This is a genomic window from Streptomyces sp. NPDC008086 (assembly GCF_042957325.1).
Taxonomy (GTDB): Bacteria; Actinomycetota; Actinomycetes; order Streptomycetales; family Streptomycetaceae; genus Streptomyces.
On sequence record NZ_JBIBIA010000003.1, the window covers coordinates 35,114 to 49,968 of the forward strand.

The window sequence follows — 14,855 nt, forward strand, 5'->3', positions numbered from 1 at the left end:
CGCACCCGCACGCCTGAACACGCTCCGAGAGAAGGCCCGGCCTGCCATGACCGCCGTAGCGCACCGCAGCGAGCACGACCTGCTCGGTTATCGCGACGTCCCCGCCGAGGCGTACTGGGGCATCCACACCCTGCGCGCCAGGAGGAACTTCTCCATCACAGGCACGCCGATTGCCGCCTGCCCGCATCTGATCGACGCTCTGGCCGCCGTGAAGGAGGCCGCCGCCCTGGCGAACGAGGAACTCGGCCTGCTGGATCGGAGGAAGGCGGCCGCCATCGTGGAGGCATGCCGTGAGATCCGTGAGGGCAAGCTGCACGACCAGTTCGTCGTCGACGTCATCCAGGGCGGCGCCGGCACCTCCACCAACATGAACGCCAACGAGGTGATCGCCAACCGGGCGCTGGAGCTGCTGGGGCACGCCAGGGGCCAGTACGAGCACCTGCACCCCAACGAGGACGTCAACCTCGGCCAGTCGACGAACGACGTCTATCCGACCGCGGTCAAGATCGCGACGGTGTTCGCGGTGCACGGCCTGCTCAGGTCCATGCTCGTACTCCAGGACGCCTTCGCCGCCAAGGCGGTCGAGTTCCGGGGCATCCTCAAGATGGGCCGCACCCAGCTCCAGGACGCGGTCCCGATGACGCTCGGGCAGGAGTTCTCGGCGTACGCGGTCATGATCGAGGAGGACCGCAGCCGACTCTCCGAGGCCGTGGAACTGATCCATGAGATCAACCTCGGTGCCACCGCGATCGGCACCGGTCTCAACGCCCCCGCCGGCTACGCCGAAGCCGCCCGCCGCCACCTCGCGGCCATCACCGGACTGCCGCTGGTCACCGCCGCCAACCTGGTCGAGGCCACCCAGGACTGCGGCGCGTTCGTCCAGATGTCCGGCGTGCTCAAGCGGATCGCCGTCAAGCTCTCCAAGAGCTGCAACGACCTGCGGCTGCTGTCCTCCGGCCCGCGCGCCGGGCTCGGCGAGATCAACCTGCCGCCCGTACAGGCCGGTTCGTCGATCATGCCCGGCAAGGTCAACCCGGTGATCCCCGAGGTCGTCAACCAGGTCGCCTTCGAGGTGATCGGCAACGACGTCACCATCACCATGGCCGCCGAGGCCGGACAGCTCCAGCTCAACGCCTTCGAACCGATCATCTGGCACTCCCTGGCAAAGAGCATCACGCACCTTCAGCGCGCGTGCCTGGCGCTGGCCGAGCGGTGCGTCGCGGGGATCACGGCCAACACCCAGGCGCTGCGGGCGGCGGTGGAGAACTCGATCGGTCTGGTCACCGCCCTCAACCCGTACATCGGCTACGAGGCGGCGACCGGCATCGCCCAGGAGGCCCTCGCCACCGGACGCGGGGTCGCCGAACTCGTCCTGGACAAGGGCCTGCTGTCCGCCGGCGCCCTCGCCGAGCTCCTCCGTCCCGAGGCCGTCGCGGGACCCGGTCAAGCCCTGGTGTGACGTGATCAGGCGCGACCCCGACTGACGTTCGCCGCCCAACTACCCGTAAGGGAGCAGGAATTCGCCATGTCCCTACCCCTCCATGCCCAGACGCGGCCCGTCCCCGGGGCAGCGGTGCTTCAAGGGCTGCCTCCCGTGCGTGAGGTGAGCGCCGCGGAAGTGGCCGCCCGGATTGCCGGCGCTCCCCGTCTCGTCGTCCTCGACGACGATCCCACCGGCACCCAGACGGTCGCCGACGTGCCCGTCCTGACGTCCTGGACGGTGGACGACCTGCGCTGGGCGCTGCGCCAGGACAGCGCCGCCTTCTTCGTCCTCACCAACACCCGCAGTCTGTCCCCCGAGGACGCCGCCGCCCGCAACCGCGAGGTGGTCCGCGCCCTGCACGCGGCCGCCGCGGCCGAGGGCACCGGCTACGTCCTGGCCAGCCGCGGCGACTCGACGCTGCGCGGCCACTTCCCGCTGGAGACCGATGTCCTCGCCGAGGAGCTGACCGGCCTGGACGGCAAAGCTCCGGACGGCGTGGTGCTGGTCCCCGCCTACATCGAGGCGGGCCGGCTGACCGTCGGCGCGAACCACTGGATGCGGACCGCCGACGGGTTGCTCCCGGTCGGGATGAGCGAGTTCGCCCGCGACGCCACCTTCGGCTACCGCAGCTCGTCGCTGCCCGAGTGGGTCGAGGAGAAGACGGGCGGACGCGTGCCCGCGGACGAGGTCCTGTGCGTCACGCTCGACGACCTGCGCGGCGGCGGCCCGGCGCACACGGCGCGGCTGCTGTCCTCGCTGCGCGGCGGACGCACTGCCGTGGTCGACGCGGTGTGCGACGACGATCTGCGGGTGCTCGCCCTGGCCCTCGCCCAAGCGGAGGAGAACGGCACGCGGCTGCTGTACCGGGTCGGGCCGTCCTTCGTCAGGGCCCGCGCCGGACAGGCCGGGCGGGCACCGCTCACCCGGGCCGAACTGCGCCCGCTGCGCGGCAACGCACCGCACGGTCTCATCGTCGTGGGGTCGCATGTCGCGCTGACGACACGGCAGTTGGACCGGCTGCGGGAGCGAGGCGGGATCGCCGAGTACGAGCTGGACGTGGCCCTGCTGCTCGACGAGGAGCGGCGTGACGCTCACATCGCGGAGGTCGCGGCCGCGGCCGCCGGCGCGCTGGACTCGGCCGACGCGGTGATCCGCACCTCTCGCGTGCTGGTGACGGGCGTGGACGCGGACGGCAGTCTGGCGATCTCCCGCCGGGTCTCCGCCGCGCTCGTTCAGGCCGTGCGCCAGGTCAACGCCACCCGGCGGCCCGCCTTCGTCGTCGCCAAGGGCGGGATCACTTCCAGCGACACCGCCACCCACGGCCTTGAGATCCGCCGTGCCTGGGCCCGGGGCACGCTGCTGCCGGGCATCGTCTCGCTCTGGGAGCCCGTGGACGGCCCCGCCGCAGGCATCCCTTACATCGTCTTCGCCGGGAACGTCGGGGGCGCCGACGCCCTCGCAGACGCCCTCGACCTGCTCAGGAGTGCCTGATGCTGCTGCACGGAACCGATGCCCTGAAGGAGGCCGCGGCCGCCGGTCACGCCCTGCCCGGGTTCGTCGCCTACAACCTGGAGACGGTCCAGGGCGTCACGGCCGCCGCCGAGGCCGCCGGAGGGCCGGTCGTCATCCAGGCGGGCTCCAGTCCCTTCAAGCACGCCGGGCGCGAGGCCCTGATGCGGCTGGCGCTGGACGCCGCCGCACGCTCCACGGCCTCTTTGGGGGTGCACCTCGACCACAGCCGGGACCTGGACGAGATCTCCGCCTGCCTCAAGGCGGGTTACACCTCCGTCATGATCGACGGCTCCCACCTGCCGTTCGCCGAGAACATCGCGTTGACGAAGGAGGCGGTCCGCCGGGCCCGCGACCACGGCGCCTGGGTGGAGGCCGAACTCGGTGCCCTGCCCGGCGACGAGGACGTCTCCACCGACGCCGTCGCGCACACCGCGGCGATGACCGACCCGCAGCAAGCCGCCGAATTCGTGGCCGCGACGGGCGTGGACGCACTCGCCGTCGCCGTCGGCAACGTCCACGGCTTCACCAAGCACCCCATCCGCCTGGACCTGGAGCGGCTCGCCGCGATCCACGAGGCCGTAACCGTCCCGCTCGTCCTGCACGGCGCCAGCGGTCTGCCCGTCGAGGAACTGCACGGCGCCCTCGCCCGAGGCGTCGCCAAGGTCAACGTCAACGCCGAACTGCGCCGCGCCTACCTGGAGGCCACCCGCGTGACCCTCCCGTCCGCGTTGCCCGGCGCCGACGTCGTCTCCCTGTGGGCGGCGGGCCGCGACGCGGTCCGGGACGCCGCCCTGGACGTCATCGGCCGCCTGAGCCCCCGCACCGAGGGGGCAGGCGCATGACCTGAACGCGGCCCCGCCGCCTGGAGTCCACCGCACCGGCGGCAGCCGTCCACCTCCCGGCCGTGCGCGCTGCGCGCGGTTCGCACCGCTCGGCCCCGCACTCTCGTGCCCTCTTGGGCACGCGGGCCGACAACACACCCTGTTGGAGACATCATGTCCACCACTGCCTCGATCGCCGTACTGCACACCAGCCTGCTGTTCGTCGACGCCGATTCGGTCATCAACGACTACCTCTCGGAACTCGCACCGGACGCCAGGGTCCTGCACTTCGTCGACAGCGACGTGCTCGCAGCCGTGGTGCGCGACGGCGAGGTCTCGCCTGCCAGCACGCAGCGCATGGTGCACCTGGCCCAGGCCGCGCAGGCCGCGGGCGCCGACGTCATCTTCTCCGCCTGCTCCTCGGTCGGCCCAGCCATCGACGTGGCCCGACACCTCGTCTCCGTCCCGATCGTCAAGATCGACGACGCGATGACCACGTCCGCGGTCGAGACCGCGGACACCGTCGGCGTCCTTGCCACGGTCCCTACGACGCTGCCGCCGACCCGTGCCCTCGTCGAGGAGAAGGCCCGGGCGGCCGGCCGTGACATCACCGTCCGCGAGCTGCTCTGCGAGGGCGCCTTCTCGGTGCTGATGTCCGGTGACCGCGACCGCCACGACGCGATGGTGCTGGACGGGGCACGGGCGCTGGCCAAGAAGGCCGACGTGATCGTGCTGGCGCAGGCATCCATGGCACCGCTGGCTCCCGCGATCGCCGAAGCCGTCGGCAAGCCCGTGCTCTCCAGCCCGCGCAGCGGAACGGAGAACGCGGTGCGTGTCCTGCACGAGCAGGCGGCTGAACCTGCCCGTGCCACAGCCAGGGCCTGGGAGACCACGCAATGGCAGGGAGGCTGCGGAGCGAGGTGATTGAACCACTGACCACGGCCTTCCCCGGCCGGAACACAGGAGCCAGCATGCCGAGGTTCGCAGCGAACCTGTCCATGATGTACAACGAGCACGATTTCCTCGACCGCTTCGCCGCGGCCTCGGCTGATGGCTTCCAGGGGGTCGAGTACCTCTTCCCCTATGCGTACGATGCCGCCGAACTGCGCCGCCGGCTCGACGACCACGGCCTGGTGCAGGTGCTCTTCAACGCACCTGCCGGAGCGTGGGAGTCCGGAGAGCGCGGGATGGCGGCACTGCCCGGACGCGAGGCGCAGGTGCGTTCCGGGGTGGACCGGGCGCTGGAGTACGCGGGGGCGCTGGGCTGCCCACGGGTGCACCTGATGGCCGGGCTTCTCCGACCGGACGCGACACCGGCCGAGCGGGCCAGGCACCGCGACACCTACCTGACCAACCTGGCCTGGGCCGCGGAACGGGCCGCCGCGGCGGGCGTCGACATCCTGATCGAGCCGATCAACGGCCGAGACATGCCCGGATACTTCCTGAGCACCCAGGCCGAGGCCCACGCCGTGGTGCAGGAGGTGGGAGCCTCCCATCTCAGGGTGCAGCTCGACCTCTACCACTGCCAGATCGTCGAGGGCGACCTCACCACGACCCTGCGCCGCGACCTGCCGACCGGCCGGGTCGGTCATCTGCAGATCGCGGGCGTGCCCGACCGGGGTGAGCCCGACCAGGGGGAGTTCAACGTCCGCCACCTGCTCGACGTGGTCGACGAGCTGGGCTTCGACGGGTGGATCGGCTGCGAGTACCGTCCCCGCGCCGGTACGAGCGAAGGTCTTGGCTGGCTCGACGACCACCGCAGCCATCGAGCAGAAGGCGCATGAGGATGAGCGGTACGGCCTCGACCCTGACCTGGTCACCTTGCCCAAGGGCGTCACCTCCGGCTACGCCCCGCTGGGCGGCGTCCTGGTCTTGCCGCGCATCTGACAGCCGTTCTACCGCGACTGCGAGCAGACGCCGGTCTTCCGGCACGGTGCCACCTACGCCGGACACGCCACCGCCAGTGCTCTTGCCCTTGCCCTGCGCGACATCGACATCCTCGAAGAGGAGAAACTCGTGCCCCGCGTCGCGGAGCTCGAAGTACTGCTGACCGAGGAGCTGACCCGACTGCGCTTCCGCGAGGCGGTCACAGCCACTCGGGTCGCCGGGCTGCTCGGTGGCGTAACCCTCGCCAGCCACCTCTGCGCCGAAACGGGCACCGACGAACTCATTGACGACCTCCACCACATAACTCCTCACCGCCGGCCCAGCCGCCCAAGCCGCCCGGGCCGCCCCGCATGAGGCCGTGGCCCGCATCGGCGGCGGCCCGGGCGGGCGCCCGAGGCACCATCGACGTCCACGACCCGAGCCTCCTCGGCACCGTCACGGTGTCCGGGCCGGGCGCCGGGCGCATCGAGACCGCCTACGCCCTGCTGTCGGACGTCATCGCCATCCACCAGCGCCACGCGGACGACGACACCGCGCCCACGTGCCCCGTTCTCCAGGAGACCCACCGTGTCTGACACCGTCGTACCCCCCGGCATCGAACTGGGCGCCGACACGGCGCCCGTGCACAACCCCTACACCGGCGAGGTCATCGCCTCGGTCCCCACCCTCGACGCAGGCGCCATTGGCAGCATCCTGCAGCAGGCCAGGTGCGGGCGCCGCACCGCGGCCGCCCTGTCCCGCGCCGCCAGAGCCTCCGTCCTGGAACGCGCCGCCCACCTGATCGAGCGGCGCGCCGAGTCCTTCGCCCAGCTGATCGTCAGCGAGGCCGGCAAGACCATCACCCAGGCCCGCAAGGAAGTCGCCCGTGCGGTCAACACCCTGTCCCTGTCCGGAGCCGAGGCACGGCGCAACGCCGGCGAGGTCATCCCCTTCGACTCCTACGAGGGCTCGGAGAAACGGCAGGGTTGGTTCACCCGCGAACCGCTCGGCATCATCGCGGCCATCACCCCGTTCAACGACCCCCTCAACCTGGTCGCCCACAAGCTCGGCCCGGCCGTCGCCGGCGGCAACGCCGTCATCCTCAAACCGTCGGCACTGACGCCGCTGTCCGCGCTGCGGCTGGTCGACACCCTCATCGAGGCCGGCCTGCCCGAGGAGATCGTCACCGTCGTCAACGGCGACGCCGGCATCGCCGCCGCGATCGTCGCCGCCCCCGACGTGCGCATGGTCTCCTTCACCGGCGGATTCGCCACCGGCGAGGCCATCTCCCGAACCGCCGGCCTGAAGAAACTCGCCATGGACCTCGGAGGCAACGCCCCGGTCATCGTCATGGACGACGCCGACCTCGACGAGGCCGTCGCCTCCTGCGTCTCCGGCGCGTTCTGGGCCGCCGGCCAGAACTGCATCGGCACCCAGCGCATCCTCATCGCCGCCGAGGTCTACCAGCCCTTCCGCGACGCCTTCGTCGCCCACACCAAGCTGCTCCGCGTCGGCGACCCCCTCGACGAGCACACCGACGTCGGCCCCATGATCACCCCGGACGCAGCGGCCGCCACCCGGGCCAAGGTCGACACGGCGGTCGCCGAGGGCGCGAGGCTGCTGTGCGGCAACGACGCCAGCGGCTCCCTGTACGCGCCGGCCGTCCTGGAAGACGTCCCGGCGACCTGCTCGATCTGGCAGGAGGAGGTGTTCGCCCCGGTCGTCGTGCTGCAGCCGTTCACGTCCTTCGAGGACGCCATCGAGCAGGCCAACGCCATCGACTACAGCCTCCACGCGGGCATCTTCACCTCCCGCCTGGACCGCGCCCTGACCGCCGCCCGGCTGCTCGAAGCCGGCGGGATCATGATCAACGACTCGTCCGACTACCGCTTCGACGCCATGCCGTTCGGCGGATACAAGTACGGCAGCATGGGCCGCGAAGGCGTCCGCTTCGCCTTCGAGGAGATGACCCAACCCAAGGTCGTCTGCGTCAACCACATCACCGACGTCGTCCAATGACCGCCTTGCGTACCGAGCGCGACTCCCTGTGCAGCGGCGCAGCCGGGGATTGTCAGATCTGTGGATGGGGCGCGGCTGACTGTCTGCAGCAAGCCTCATGAATTCAGCTGGAACGATCGCCTGACGTCCTGACAGCAGAAGGGTGCCTCTCACCTGCGATGATCTGGAGTGTCTAGATCAAGAAAACCGCGGGGAGAGGCACCCGCCGGGCGAAGAGTGCCGGCTGGGACCATCGGCTTGCCTTGCGGGCCGACGGCAAGAACCCGATCGGCCCCGCGGGCGTGGTGCTGCTGCGGAAGGTCGCCGACCGCGTCGGCCTGGCCACTTCTCTCTGCATGCGGCATTACCGAGGGGCACCGGGCCGGGCCGGCGGGACCGGGGCACGGCGCTGGTTCAGCTGGCCTGCGCAATCGTGCTCGGCGCGACGAACATCTTGGGGGCCGAGCAACTCCAGTACCACTGGCGGGCGGTGTTGGGCCGGCGGTCTCGAAGAGCACTGTGCGCTGTGCTCTGGCGGCGATCGACGCCCCCGTCGTGGGCCCGGATCGAGCGCGCCCGCGCGCGATCCGCCGCGTGGTGTGGACGCTGCCCGCCCTGCGACCCGCGGCTTCCCATGGATCTAGGTGTGCGGCCGCGAGCCGGCCAACTGGTACGTCCTCGACCTGGACGCAACCGTGGTCACCTGCACCAGTCGCAAAAAAGACGCGGCGGGCAGCTTCCGTCACATGCCGCTGAGTGCGTGAGTGGCCGACACCCGTGAGTGCGTCGCCATGCCGCTGCGGCCGGGCACCACCCCGCCCAGCGACGTTACCGACCACAAGGCGGTCCTGTGCCTCGGCGTTTCGACAGCTCCCGCTGCCGCTGTGGTCGAAGCTGCTGGTACGGATCGGACGGCGCGGCCTGGCAGCCACGCCCTGCTCGATCATCTCCAACAGCTGTCCCCGAGCCGGCGCCGGGTGCGCTGGGTGACCGGCTGGGCCGTCAACGCCACGGTCGAGCAGGCCATCGCACTGCTGCCGGCGAAGGGGTGGACGGCCGCGCTGCGGCAGGACGGCAAGGTCCACGAGATCAAGGGACTCGCGGCGACATGGTTTCTTGCCAGGTCGCCGAGTTGACCGGCCCGCGCGTCCTGAGCGGCTGGCCGACCGGGGTGCGGCTGATCGTGCGCCGGCTCAAGCCCTCACAGCGGGATGCGAAGAAGCTGACCGCCTTTGAGAAACGCACCGGCTGGCGCTACCGGATCCTCGCCACGTACGTACCCGCTCACCACGGGTTCCTGGCGTTCCCGGCTCCGGGCAGGTGTGGTTCGTGGCGCCCTCTACCGTGGTCACGCCGAGGTCGAGGTCCGCGTGAACGGGATCAAACGGGTCGGCCTCGGGCTGCTGCCCGCGAAGTCCTGGCAGATGAACGCCGCCTGGGTACCGGCCGCCACGATCACCGCCGGCCTCGACGCCTGGACCCGGCTCCTTCTCCTGCACGACGGGCCCGAACTCGTCGTCGCCGAGCCGCAGACGATCCGCACGAAGCTGCACCACCTGCCCGCCCGCCTCACCGCCCACGCCCGTAGACGCACCCTCCACCTTGACCTGACCTGACCTGGCCCTGGGCGGCAGCGTTGGCCACCGCCTGGCAGCGAGGACACCAGCTTCCGGCCCGCACCTCACGGTCGGCCACCACCCCGACGACGACACCTGAGAGGAGCGCACCGCACCACCTCGGACCCGTGGAACCCGACGCCATCGCAGCGTTAGGGACGGCCCGGTCAGCGGTCAGTGTTCTTCGGCTGGCTTCGCTCTTCTCTATGGTCAACCGCGGATATGGCCGAACGCTTCTCGAGCCTGATCGGATGCAGTTCTCCACGCTTGTCCGTCGCGGATCGATCCCGTGCAAGGAGATCACGAGGATCGAAACTGCCGGTGGCTTTCTGCTTGGGGTGCGCACCGTTGCCCTTACGGTGCTTCGCACACCCGGCCGGGCCATGCCGTCGAGGCGGCTGCCACGTTCCGCTGCCGCCTGCGCGAGGCGCTGGAGAACTGTCGGTGCGCTTCGCCACCCACCGCCTGCGGGCCGCGGGCGCACGGAGGGCCTCTTCGATCCGGGCCTCTCCGTGCGCCCGCCAGCCTTCCACGCGGCGACGCCGAGCAGTACGAACGGGACCGGGCGGCAGCCGCCGGTCCCCTCGCCACATACCCCGTCGCTGAGCCGCATGTGTGCCACAGCGCGGTCCTCAGGGCATCGAGGACATGTGTCTGCTGGGCAGGTTGGCCTCGCGAGAGGTCCCGACGCCGATCGTGCCCTGCGGCGTCGGCGTTACGACACGGTCAGGTAGATCTTGCGCACGGTTTCGATGGTCTTCCAGACACCGACGTAGCCCGGCTTCATGACAAAGCTGTCGCCTGCCTTGTAGATCACCGGCTCGCCACCTTCCGGCGTGAGTTCGATGACGCCGGAAAGGATGTGGCAGAACTCGAAGAGCTCGCCCTTGATCGAGTGCGTCTCGCCGGGCGTGGCTTCCCAGACGCCCGTTTTGATCGTTTCCCCGCGGGCGGAGTCCTGGGCCCAGGTCTTGTACGTCGGGTTGCCGGAGATCAGGCGTTCCGGCAGCGGACCGGACTCGCTGGGCGCGAAGGAGGGATCGGTGTCGATGGTCTTCAGGAGCGACATGCTTTTTCCTCTGTTGGTTTCGGGATCGATGCGAATCGAGAACGGGCATACCAAGCGTCACCGGGTCGAGTTCGACCAGGCTCAACGTGCATCTGGGACCAGGACCTGACGGCTGCGCTCCAACGGTCACGGCGCGCAGCAGGTCGGCGAAGCCTCTCGGCGGGCAATAGGCCCTTGTGCTGAGCAGCTGGGCCACGCGCGGTCGGCGGCGAGGACCTGTTTGGCTTGCGATGCTGCCCAGGCCGGCTGTCGACCCGTCAGCGGATGCGGTCCAGCGTCTTGTAGTAGGCGCCCGCGAACGGCAGGAACCAGGCGGTGCCGTTGTAGAGGGGGATGCGGGGCGGGGCGATGTCACGGACCGGGCTGACCTCGGGGTGGCCGTCCATTACCTCGGCCATGACCTGCCCCATGTGGGTGGCCATCTGCACACCGTGGCCCGCGTATCCCATGGAGTAGTAGACGCCGTCCTCACTCTGCCCGGCGTGCACGATGCGGTCCATCGCGAAGCCGACGGAACCGCCCCACACGTACTCGACCTTCGTCCCGGAGAGCTGGGGGAAGATCTCGCACATCTCCCGGAACAGCACCGCTCCGCTCTTCTTGTCCGAGGTGGGGTCGGACGGCGCGAAGCGGGCACGGCCGCCGAACAGCAGCCGGTTGTCCGGGGTGAGCCGGAAGTAGTGGCAGACCTGGTTGGAGTCCACGATGAGACGGGCCTTGGGGATGATGTCCCGGGCGAGTTCCTCGCCGAGCGGCTCGGTCACGATGATGAAACTGCCCAGGCACACCTGCTGGCGGCGCAGCCAGGGGAAGTTCTTGTCGGTGTAGGCGTCGGTGGCCATCATGACCTGCCCGGCACGGATGACACCGCGCTCGGTGCTGACCTCGAACCGGCCGGCGGCGGTGCGCCGCACGCCGATGGCCGCGTTGCGTTCGTGGATCTCCACACCGGTGCGCTCGCACGCCTCGGCCATGCCGCGGACGAAACGGCCGACGTGCAGAGCGGCACTGAACGGGTCGAGCAGACCGCCGTGGTAGGCGTCGGATCCGATCTCGGAACGCAGCTCGGACTTGCCGACCAGTTCGGTCTCGTGCCCGAAGTACTGGGCCAGGTCGCGCTGTTGGGCCTTCTTGGCTTCGAAGTGCGCGGGGCGGGAGGCGACGCCCAGGCGTCCGACGCGACGGAATTGGCAGTCGATGGACTCCTCGTTCACGAGCCGCTCGACGGTGTCCACGGCCTCGCCGTAGGAGTTGTAGATCTCGCGGGCCCGCTCCAGTCCGTATCGGCGGATGGCCTGGCGAACACCAATGGTGAAGCCGAGGTTGGCCATGCCGCCGTTGCGGGCGGAGGCACCGGAGCCGATCTGGCCCTTCTCGACGAGGGTGACACGGGCGCCCTTGCGCGCGGAGTGCAGGGCGGTGGACAGACCCGTCAGGCCTGCGCCGACGACCACCAGGTCGGTGTCCTCGGTGACGGGCTTGCCGGACCGGTCGGGAAACGCCCCTGCGGTTTCTATCCAGTAGGGAATCGTCTTCATGTCGGGTCCTTAGCGGGGAGTTTCGAAGGGGGGCGGGGCGCGGCCGGGCACCATCAGGAGCCCGGCCGACGGCGCTGTCAGCGCTGTGACGGTCGGATCGACGTCGAACTGGAGGGCGTTGAGGACCGGGACCGACAGGGTGCGGAAGCAGGGTGCGGAAGTTGCGTCAGTCCCAGTCGCTTCTACAGGACCCTTTCGAGGAACGCCTGGGTTCGTTTCTCGCGGGGGTTGCCGAGGACTTCGCGGGCATCGCCGCGTTCGACTGCGATGCCTTCGTCCATGAAGAGCACTTCGTCGGCGACCTCGCGGGCGAAGCCCATCTCGTGGGTGACAAGCAGCATGGTCATGCCGTTGCCGGCGAGGTCGCGCATGACATTGAGTACTTCGCCCACGCGTTCGGGGTCCAGGGCGCTGGTGGGTTCGTCGAACAGCATGATGGTGGGTTCCATCGCGAGGGAGCGGGCGATGGCCACGCGTTGCTGCTGGCCGCCGGAGAGTTGGGCGGGGTACTTGTGGCCGCATCCGTCGAGGCCGACCTTGGCCAGCAGTTCGCGCGCCTGCTCGCGGCTGGCCTCACGGTTCTTCTTCTGCACCAGCACCGGTCCGGACATGACGTTGTCCTCGGCGGTCATGTTGGGGAACAGGTTGAACTGCTGGAACACCATGCCGATGCGGGTGCGCTGCTGGGCCAGCCGCTTGGGGCGGACGGCGTGGTAGGCGTCGTCCTTCTCGACGTAGCCGAAGTCCTCCCCGTTGACGCGCAGGACTCCGCGGTCGATGGTCTCCAGGCCGTTGATACATCGCAGCAGGGTGGATTTGCCGGATCCGCTGGGCCCGATGATGCAGGAGATCTCTCCGGCCGCGACGGTCAGGTCGATGTCACGCAGGACCTGGTGACGTCCGTAGCTCTTGCACAGTTTGCGTGCGACGATCGTTCCGTCGGCGTTCACAGCAGGGCCTCCCTCGTGGCGGGTACGGGCTGGCCCGCCCCCGGCTCGGCCGGTGTGGCGGCCGGGGTCAGCCGTGCCCGGGTCGAGCGGGAGAAACGGCGCTCGATCATGGACTGCGGCACGCTCAGCACCAGCGTCATGATCAGGTACCAGAGGCTGGCCACGATCAGCAGCGGAATGGTCTGGTAGTTGCGGGCGTAGATCGACTGTGCGCTGTTCAGCAGGTCGGCGACGCCGAGCACGCTCACCAGCGAGGTCTCCTTGAGCATGCCGATCACCTGGTTGCCGGTGGCCGGAACGACCGACGGCATGGTCTGCGGGATGATCACGCGCCGGAGCTTGGTGAATCCCGACATGCCCAGGGACTCCGCCGCCTCGTGCTGTCCGCGAGGAACCGAGGCGAACCCGCCGCGGATGATCTCCGACATGTACGCGGCCTGGTTCAGCGTCAGCCCCACCACGGCCGCGGTCAACGGAGTCATGATCGCGTTCACGTTCACCGGCGTGGAGATGTCGGTGAACGGGATACCGATCGAGATGTGCGGGTACAGCGCCGCGATGTTGAACCAGAAGATCAGCTGCACGAGCACCGGGGTGCCGCGGAAGAAGGCGATGTAGAGCTGGGCCAGCCCGGAAACGGGCCGCTGATGCGACATGCGCATCACCGCCAGGACCAGCCCGAGCAGTGTGCTCAGCGCCATGCTGACCGCGGTGAGAACAAGCGTGATCAGCAGGCCGTTGAGAATCGATTGCGTGGTGAAGTAGCTGAACACCACCGGCCAGCGATAGTTCTCGTTCGTCACCGCGGTCCACACCAGACCGGCGACGATCGCGATCGCGACGGCCCAGGTGACGTAGTCACGCGGTCGTTTCGGCGTGATCCGCTTCTTTTCTTCGGCCAGCAGTTGTGACACCGGTCGGCTCCTGGTCTTCGTTCCGATCAGATCCGTGGACATGTCAGTCCTGCGGGACGGCCATGGCCGCGGTCTTGATCCCGAGGTCCTTCAGACCCCAGCGGCCCAGCGCCTGGGTGTACTTGGGGTCGTCGATGATCGACTGGACGGCAGCCTTCACCGCGGGGGTCAGCGCAGAGGCCTTCTTCAGCGCGACGGTCGCGGGCTTGGTGGCCACCAGGGGCTTGAGGACATCGAACGTCTTGGGCTGCTGCTGGGCCGCCCACTCGAGCGCGATGAAGTCGTACATCACCGCGTCGATCCGCTTGGAGACCAGCTGGGTGAGAGCGTCGTTCACGCTGGGCAGGGTCACCGCGTCGATGGCCGGCTTGCCCTTGCTCGTACAGTCCTGCTTGGACAGCTGCGGCAGCCACTGCAGCTCCGCGGTGCTGCCGGAGGTGACGGCGACGCGATGCCCGCACAGCGTGTGGGTGCCCAGCTTCTGCGGGTTGCCGTAAGGGACGGACACTCCGGTCCCGGAGTTGACGTAGTCGACCATGTCGAGCACCTTCAGCCGGTCGCTGGTGGCACCCATGGTGGAGGCGGTGAAGTCGTACCGATCGGCCTGCAGGCCGGTGATGATGGTGTCGAACTTGACGTTGTTGACCTGCAGCTTCAGGCCGAGCTTGGCGGCGATCAGCCGGGCCATGTCCGGGTTGAACCCGATCGGGGTCTTGTTGTCCGACGCCATGAACGAGGTGGGCGGATAGGCCAGGTCCATTGCCACCGAGAGCGTGCCCTTGGCCTTCACCGCCGCGGGCAGCAGCTTCACCGCCTTCGCATCCGGCTTCACACCCACCGAGATGTCGTCGGTGTGCTCCGCCAACGCGCCGGCACCCCCGCCCTGCGCCGTGCCCTTCGCCCCCACGTTCTGCCCGGTGCCGCCCGCCCCGCACGCGGCGAGCGCGAGGGCCAGGGCGGTCGTGACGATCGGGACGCCCAAGTGCCTGTTGACGTGCATCGCGGCGGCCGCAGAGCCTGCGGTGCGGAGTGCGGTTCTGCGGCCTGTCCGGTTGCTTTCCATGGCGGTGCCTCCTGGAGAACGCTGG

Annotated in this window: 15 protein-coding genes and 1 pseudogene; 11 read left to right on the forward strand and 5 right to left on the reverse strand. The window is 69.6% G+C overall.

Annotation, left to right across the window (positions count from 1 at the left end):
• The first annotated feature begins 46 nt into the window (after positions 1 to 46).
• The 11 genes and pseudogenes from aspA to ACFZBP_RS10440 all read left to right on the forward strand — a co-directional run bounded on the left by aspA (position 47) and on the right by ACFZBP_RS10440 (position 9,296).
• Positions 47 to 1,459: an aspartate ammonia-lyase gene (aspA, locus tag ACFZBP_RS10390; RefSeq protein ID WP_391411717.1), complete on the forward strand. Its 1,413-nt coding sequence runs from the start codon at positions 47 to 49 to the stop codon at positions 1,457 to 1,459.
• Between the two features lie 144 nt (positions 1,460 to 1,603).
• Entirely contained in the window at positions 1,604 to 2,974 is a 1,371-nt protein-coding gene (locus tag ACFZBP_RS10395) for a four-carbon acid sugar kinase family protein (protein ID WP_391411719.1), read from the forward strand.
• Positions 2,974 to 3,837, forward strand: coding sequence for a ketose-bisphosphate aldolase (locus ACFZBP_RS10400; RefSeq protein ID WP_391411722.1), 864 nt, complete (start codon positions 2,974 to 2,976; stop codon positions 3,835 to 3,837). The genes ACFZBP_RS10395 and ACFZBP_RS10400 overlap by 1 nt, the downstream gene beginning before the upstream one ends.
• Before the next feature lie 153 nt (positions 3,838 to 3,990).
• A complete protein-coding gene (locus ACFZBP_RS10405; RefSeq protein ID WP_391411724.1) occupies positions 3,991 to 4,740 on the forward strand; it encodes an aspartate/glutamate racemase family protein in 750 nt (249 codons plus the stop codon).
• Between the two features lie 47 nt (positions 4,741 to 4,787).
• On the forward strand, positions 4,788 to 5,600 hold the full coding sequence (otnI, locus tag ACFZBP_RS10410; RefSeq protein WP_391411726.1) for a 2-oxo-tetronate isomerase: 813 nt from the start codon (positions 4,788 to 4,790) through the stop codon (positions 5,598 to 5,600).
• Positions 5,554 to 5,703 (forward strand): hypothetical protein, encoded by a 150-nt coding sequence (locus ACFZBP_RS10415; protein ID WP_391411728.1) that lies wholly within the window; start codon positions 5,554 to 5,556, stop codon positions 5,701 to 5,703. The genes otnI and ACFZBP_RS10415 overlap by 47 nt, the downstream gene beginning before the upstream one ends.
• Positions 5,704 to 5,745: 42 nt before the next feature.
• Positions 5,746 to 6,057, forward strand: a pseudogene (locus ACFZBP_RS10420) (hypothetical protein); the annotation flags it as partial.
• Positions 6,054 to 6,278: a hypothetical protein gene (locus ACFZBP_RS10425; protein ID WP_391411730.1), complete on the forward strand. Its 225-nt coding sequence runs from the start codon at positions 6,054 to 6,056 to the stop codon at positions 6,276 to 6,278. The pseudogene ACFZBP_RS10420 and the gene ACFZBP_RS10425, both read left to right, overlap by 4 nt.
• Positions 6,271 to 7,701 (forward strand): aldehyde dehydrogenase family protein, encoded by a 1,431-nt coding sequence (locus tag ACFZBP_RS10430; protein WP_391411732.1) that lies wholly within the window; start codon positions 6,271 to 6,273, stop codon positions 7,699 to 7,701. Before ACFZBP_RS10425 ends, ACFZBP_RS10430 begins: the two co-directional genes overlap by 8 nt.
• A gap of 743 nt (positions 7,702 to 8,444) precedes the next feature.
• Complete coding sequence (locus ACFZBP_RS10435) at positions 8,445 to 8,816, forward strand: hypothetical protein (RefSeq protein WP_391411734.1); 372 nt, start codon at positions 8,445 to 8,447, stop codon at positions 8,814 to 8,816.
• Positions 8,817 to 9,050: 234 nt separating this feature from the next.
• Entirely contained in the window at positions 9,051 to 9,296 is a 246-nt protein-coding gene (locus ACFZBP_RS10440) for a hypothetical protein (RefSeq protein WP_391411736.1), read from the forward strand.
• 715 nt (positions 9,297 to 10,011) lie between these two features.
• On the opposite strand, the gene ACFZBP_RS10445 is transcribed toward ACFZBP_RS10440, so the two are convergent.
• The 5 genes from ACFZBP_RS10445 to ACFZBP_RS10465 form a co-directional block, all read right to left on the reverse strand.
• Positions 10,012 to 10,365, reverse strand: coding sequence for a cupin domain-containing protein (locus tag ACFZBP_RS10445; RefSeq protein ID WP_391411739.1), 354 nt, complete (start codon positions 10,363 to 10,365; stop codon positions 10,012 to 10,014).
• Between the two features lie 257 nt (positions 10,366 to 10,622).
• Positions 10,623 to 11,903: an FAD-dependent oxidoreductase gene (locus tag ACFZBP_RS10450; RefSeq protein WP_391411741.1), complete on the reverse strand. Its 1,281-nt coding sequence runs from the start codon at positions 11,901 to 11,903 to the stop codon at positions 10,623 to 10,625.
• A gap of 182 nt (positions 11,904 to 12,085) precedes the next feature.
• Positions 12,086 to 12,853: an ATP-binding cassette domain-containing protein gene (locus tag ACFZBP_RS10455; RefSeq protein WP_391411743.1), complete on the reverse strand. Its 768-nt coding sequence runs from the start codon at positions 12,851 to 12,853 to the stop codon at positions 12,086 to 12,088.
• Complete coding sequence (locus ACFZBP_RS10460) at positions 12,850 to 13,767, reverse strand: ABC transporter permease subunit (RefSeq protein ID WP_391411746.1); 918 nt, start codon at positions 13,765 to 13,767, stop codon at positions 12,850 to 12,852. The genes ACFZBP_RS10455 and ACFZBP_RS10460 overlap by 4 nt, the downstream gene beginning before the upstream one ends.
• Positions 13,768 to 13,810: 43 nt before the next feature.
• Entirely contained in the window at positions 13,811 to 14,830 is a 1,020-nt protein-coding gene (locus ACFZBP_RS10465; protein ID WP_391411748.1) for a transporter substrate-binding domain-containing protein, read from the reverse strand.
• Between the last annotated feature and the right edge of the window lie 25 nt (positions 14,831 to 14,855).

What these genes read in the sequence shown, in the direction of transcription:
- aspA (WP_391411717.1), top strand. Translation starts at nt 47, where the DNA reads ATGACCGCCGTAGCGCACCGCAGCGAGCACGACCTGCTCGGTTATCGC.
- ACFZBP_RS10400 (WP_391411722.1), top strand. Translation starts at nt 2,974, where the DNA reads ATGCTGCTGCACGGAACCGATGCCCTGAAGGAGGCCGCGGCCGCCGGT.
- ACFZBP_RS10405 (WP_391411724.1), top strand. Translation starts at nt 3,991, where the DNA reads ATGTCCACCACTGCCTCGATCGCCGTACTGCACACCAGCCTGCTGTTC.
- otnI (WP_391411726.1), top strand. Translation starts at nt 4,788, where the DNA reads ATGCCGAGGTTCGCAGCGAACCTGTCCATGATGTACAACGAGCACGAT.
- ACFZBP_RS10425 (WP_391411730.1), top strand. Translation starts at nt 6,054, where the DNA reads ATGAGGCCGTGGCCCGCATCGGCGGCGGCCCGGGCGGGCGCCCGAGGC.
- ACFZBP_RS10445 (WP_391411739.1), bottom strand. Translation starts at nt 10,365, where the DNA reads ATGTCGCTCCTGAAGACCATCGACACCGATCCCTCCTTCGCGCCCAGC.
- ACFZBP_RS10450 (WP_391411741.1), bottom strand. Translation starts at nt 11,903, where the DNA reads ATGAAGACGATTCCCTACTGGATAGAAACCGCAGGGGCGTTTCCCGAC.
- ACFZBP_RS10465 (WP_391411748.1), bottom strand. Translation starts at nt 14,830, where the DNA reads ATGGAAAGCAACCGGACAGGCCGCAGAACCGCACTCCGCACCGCAGGC.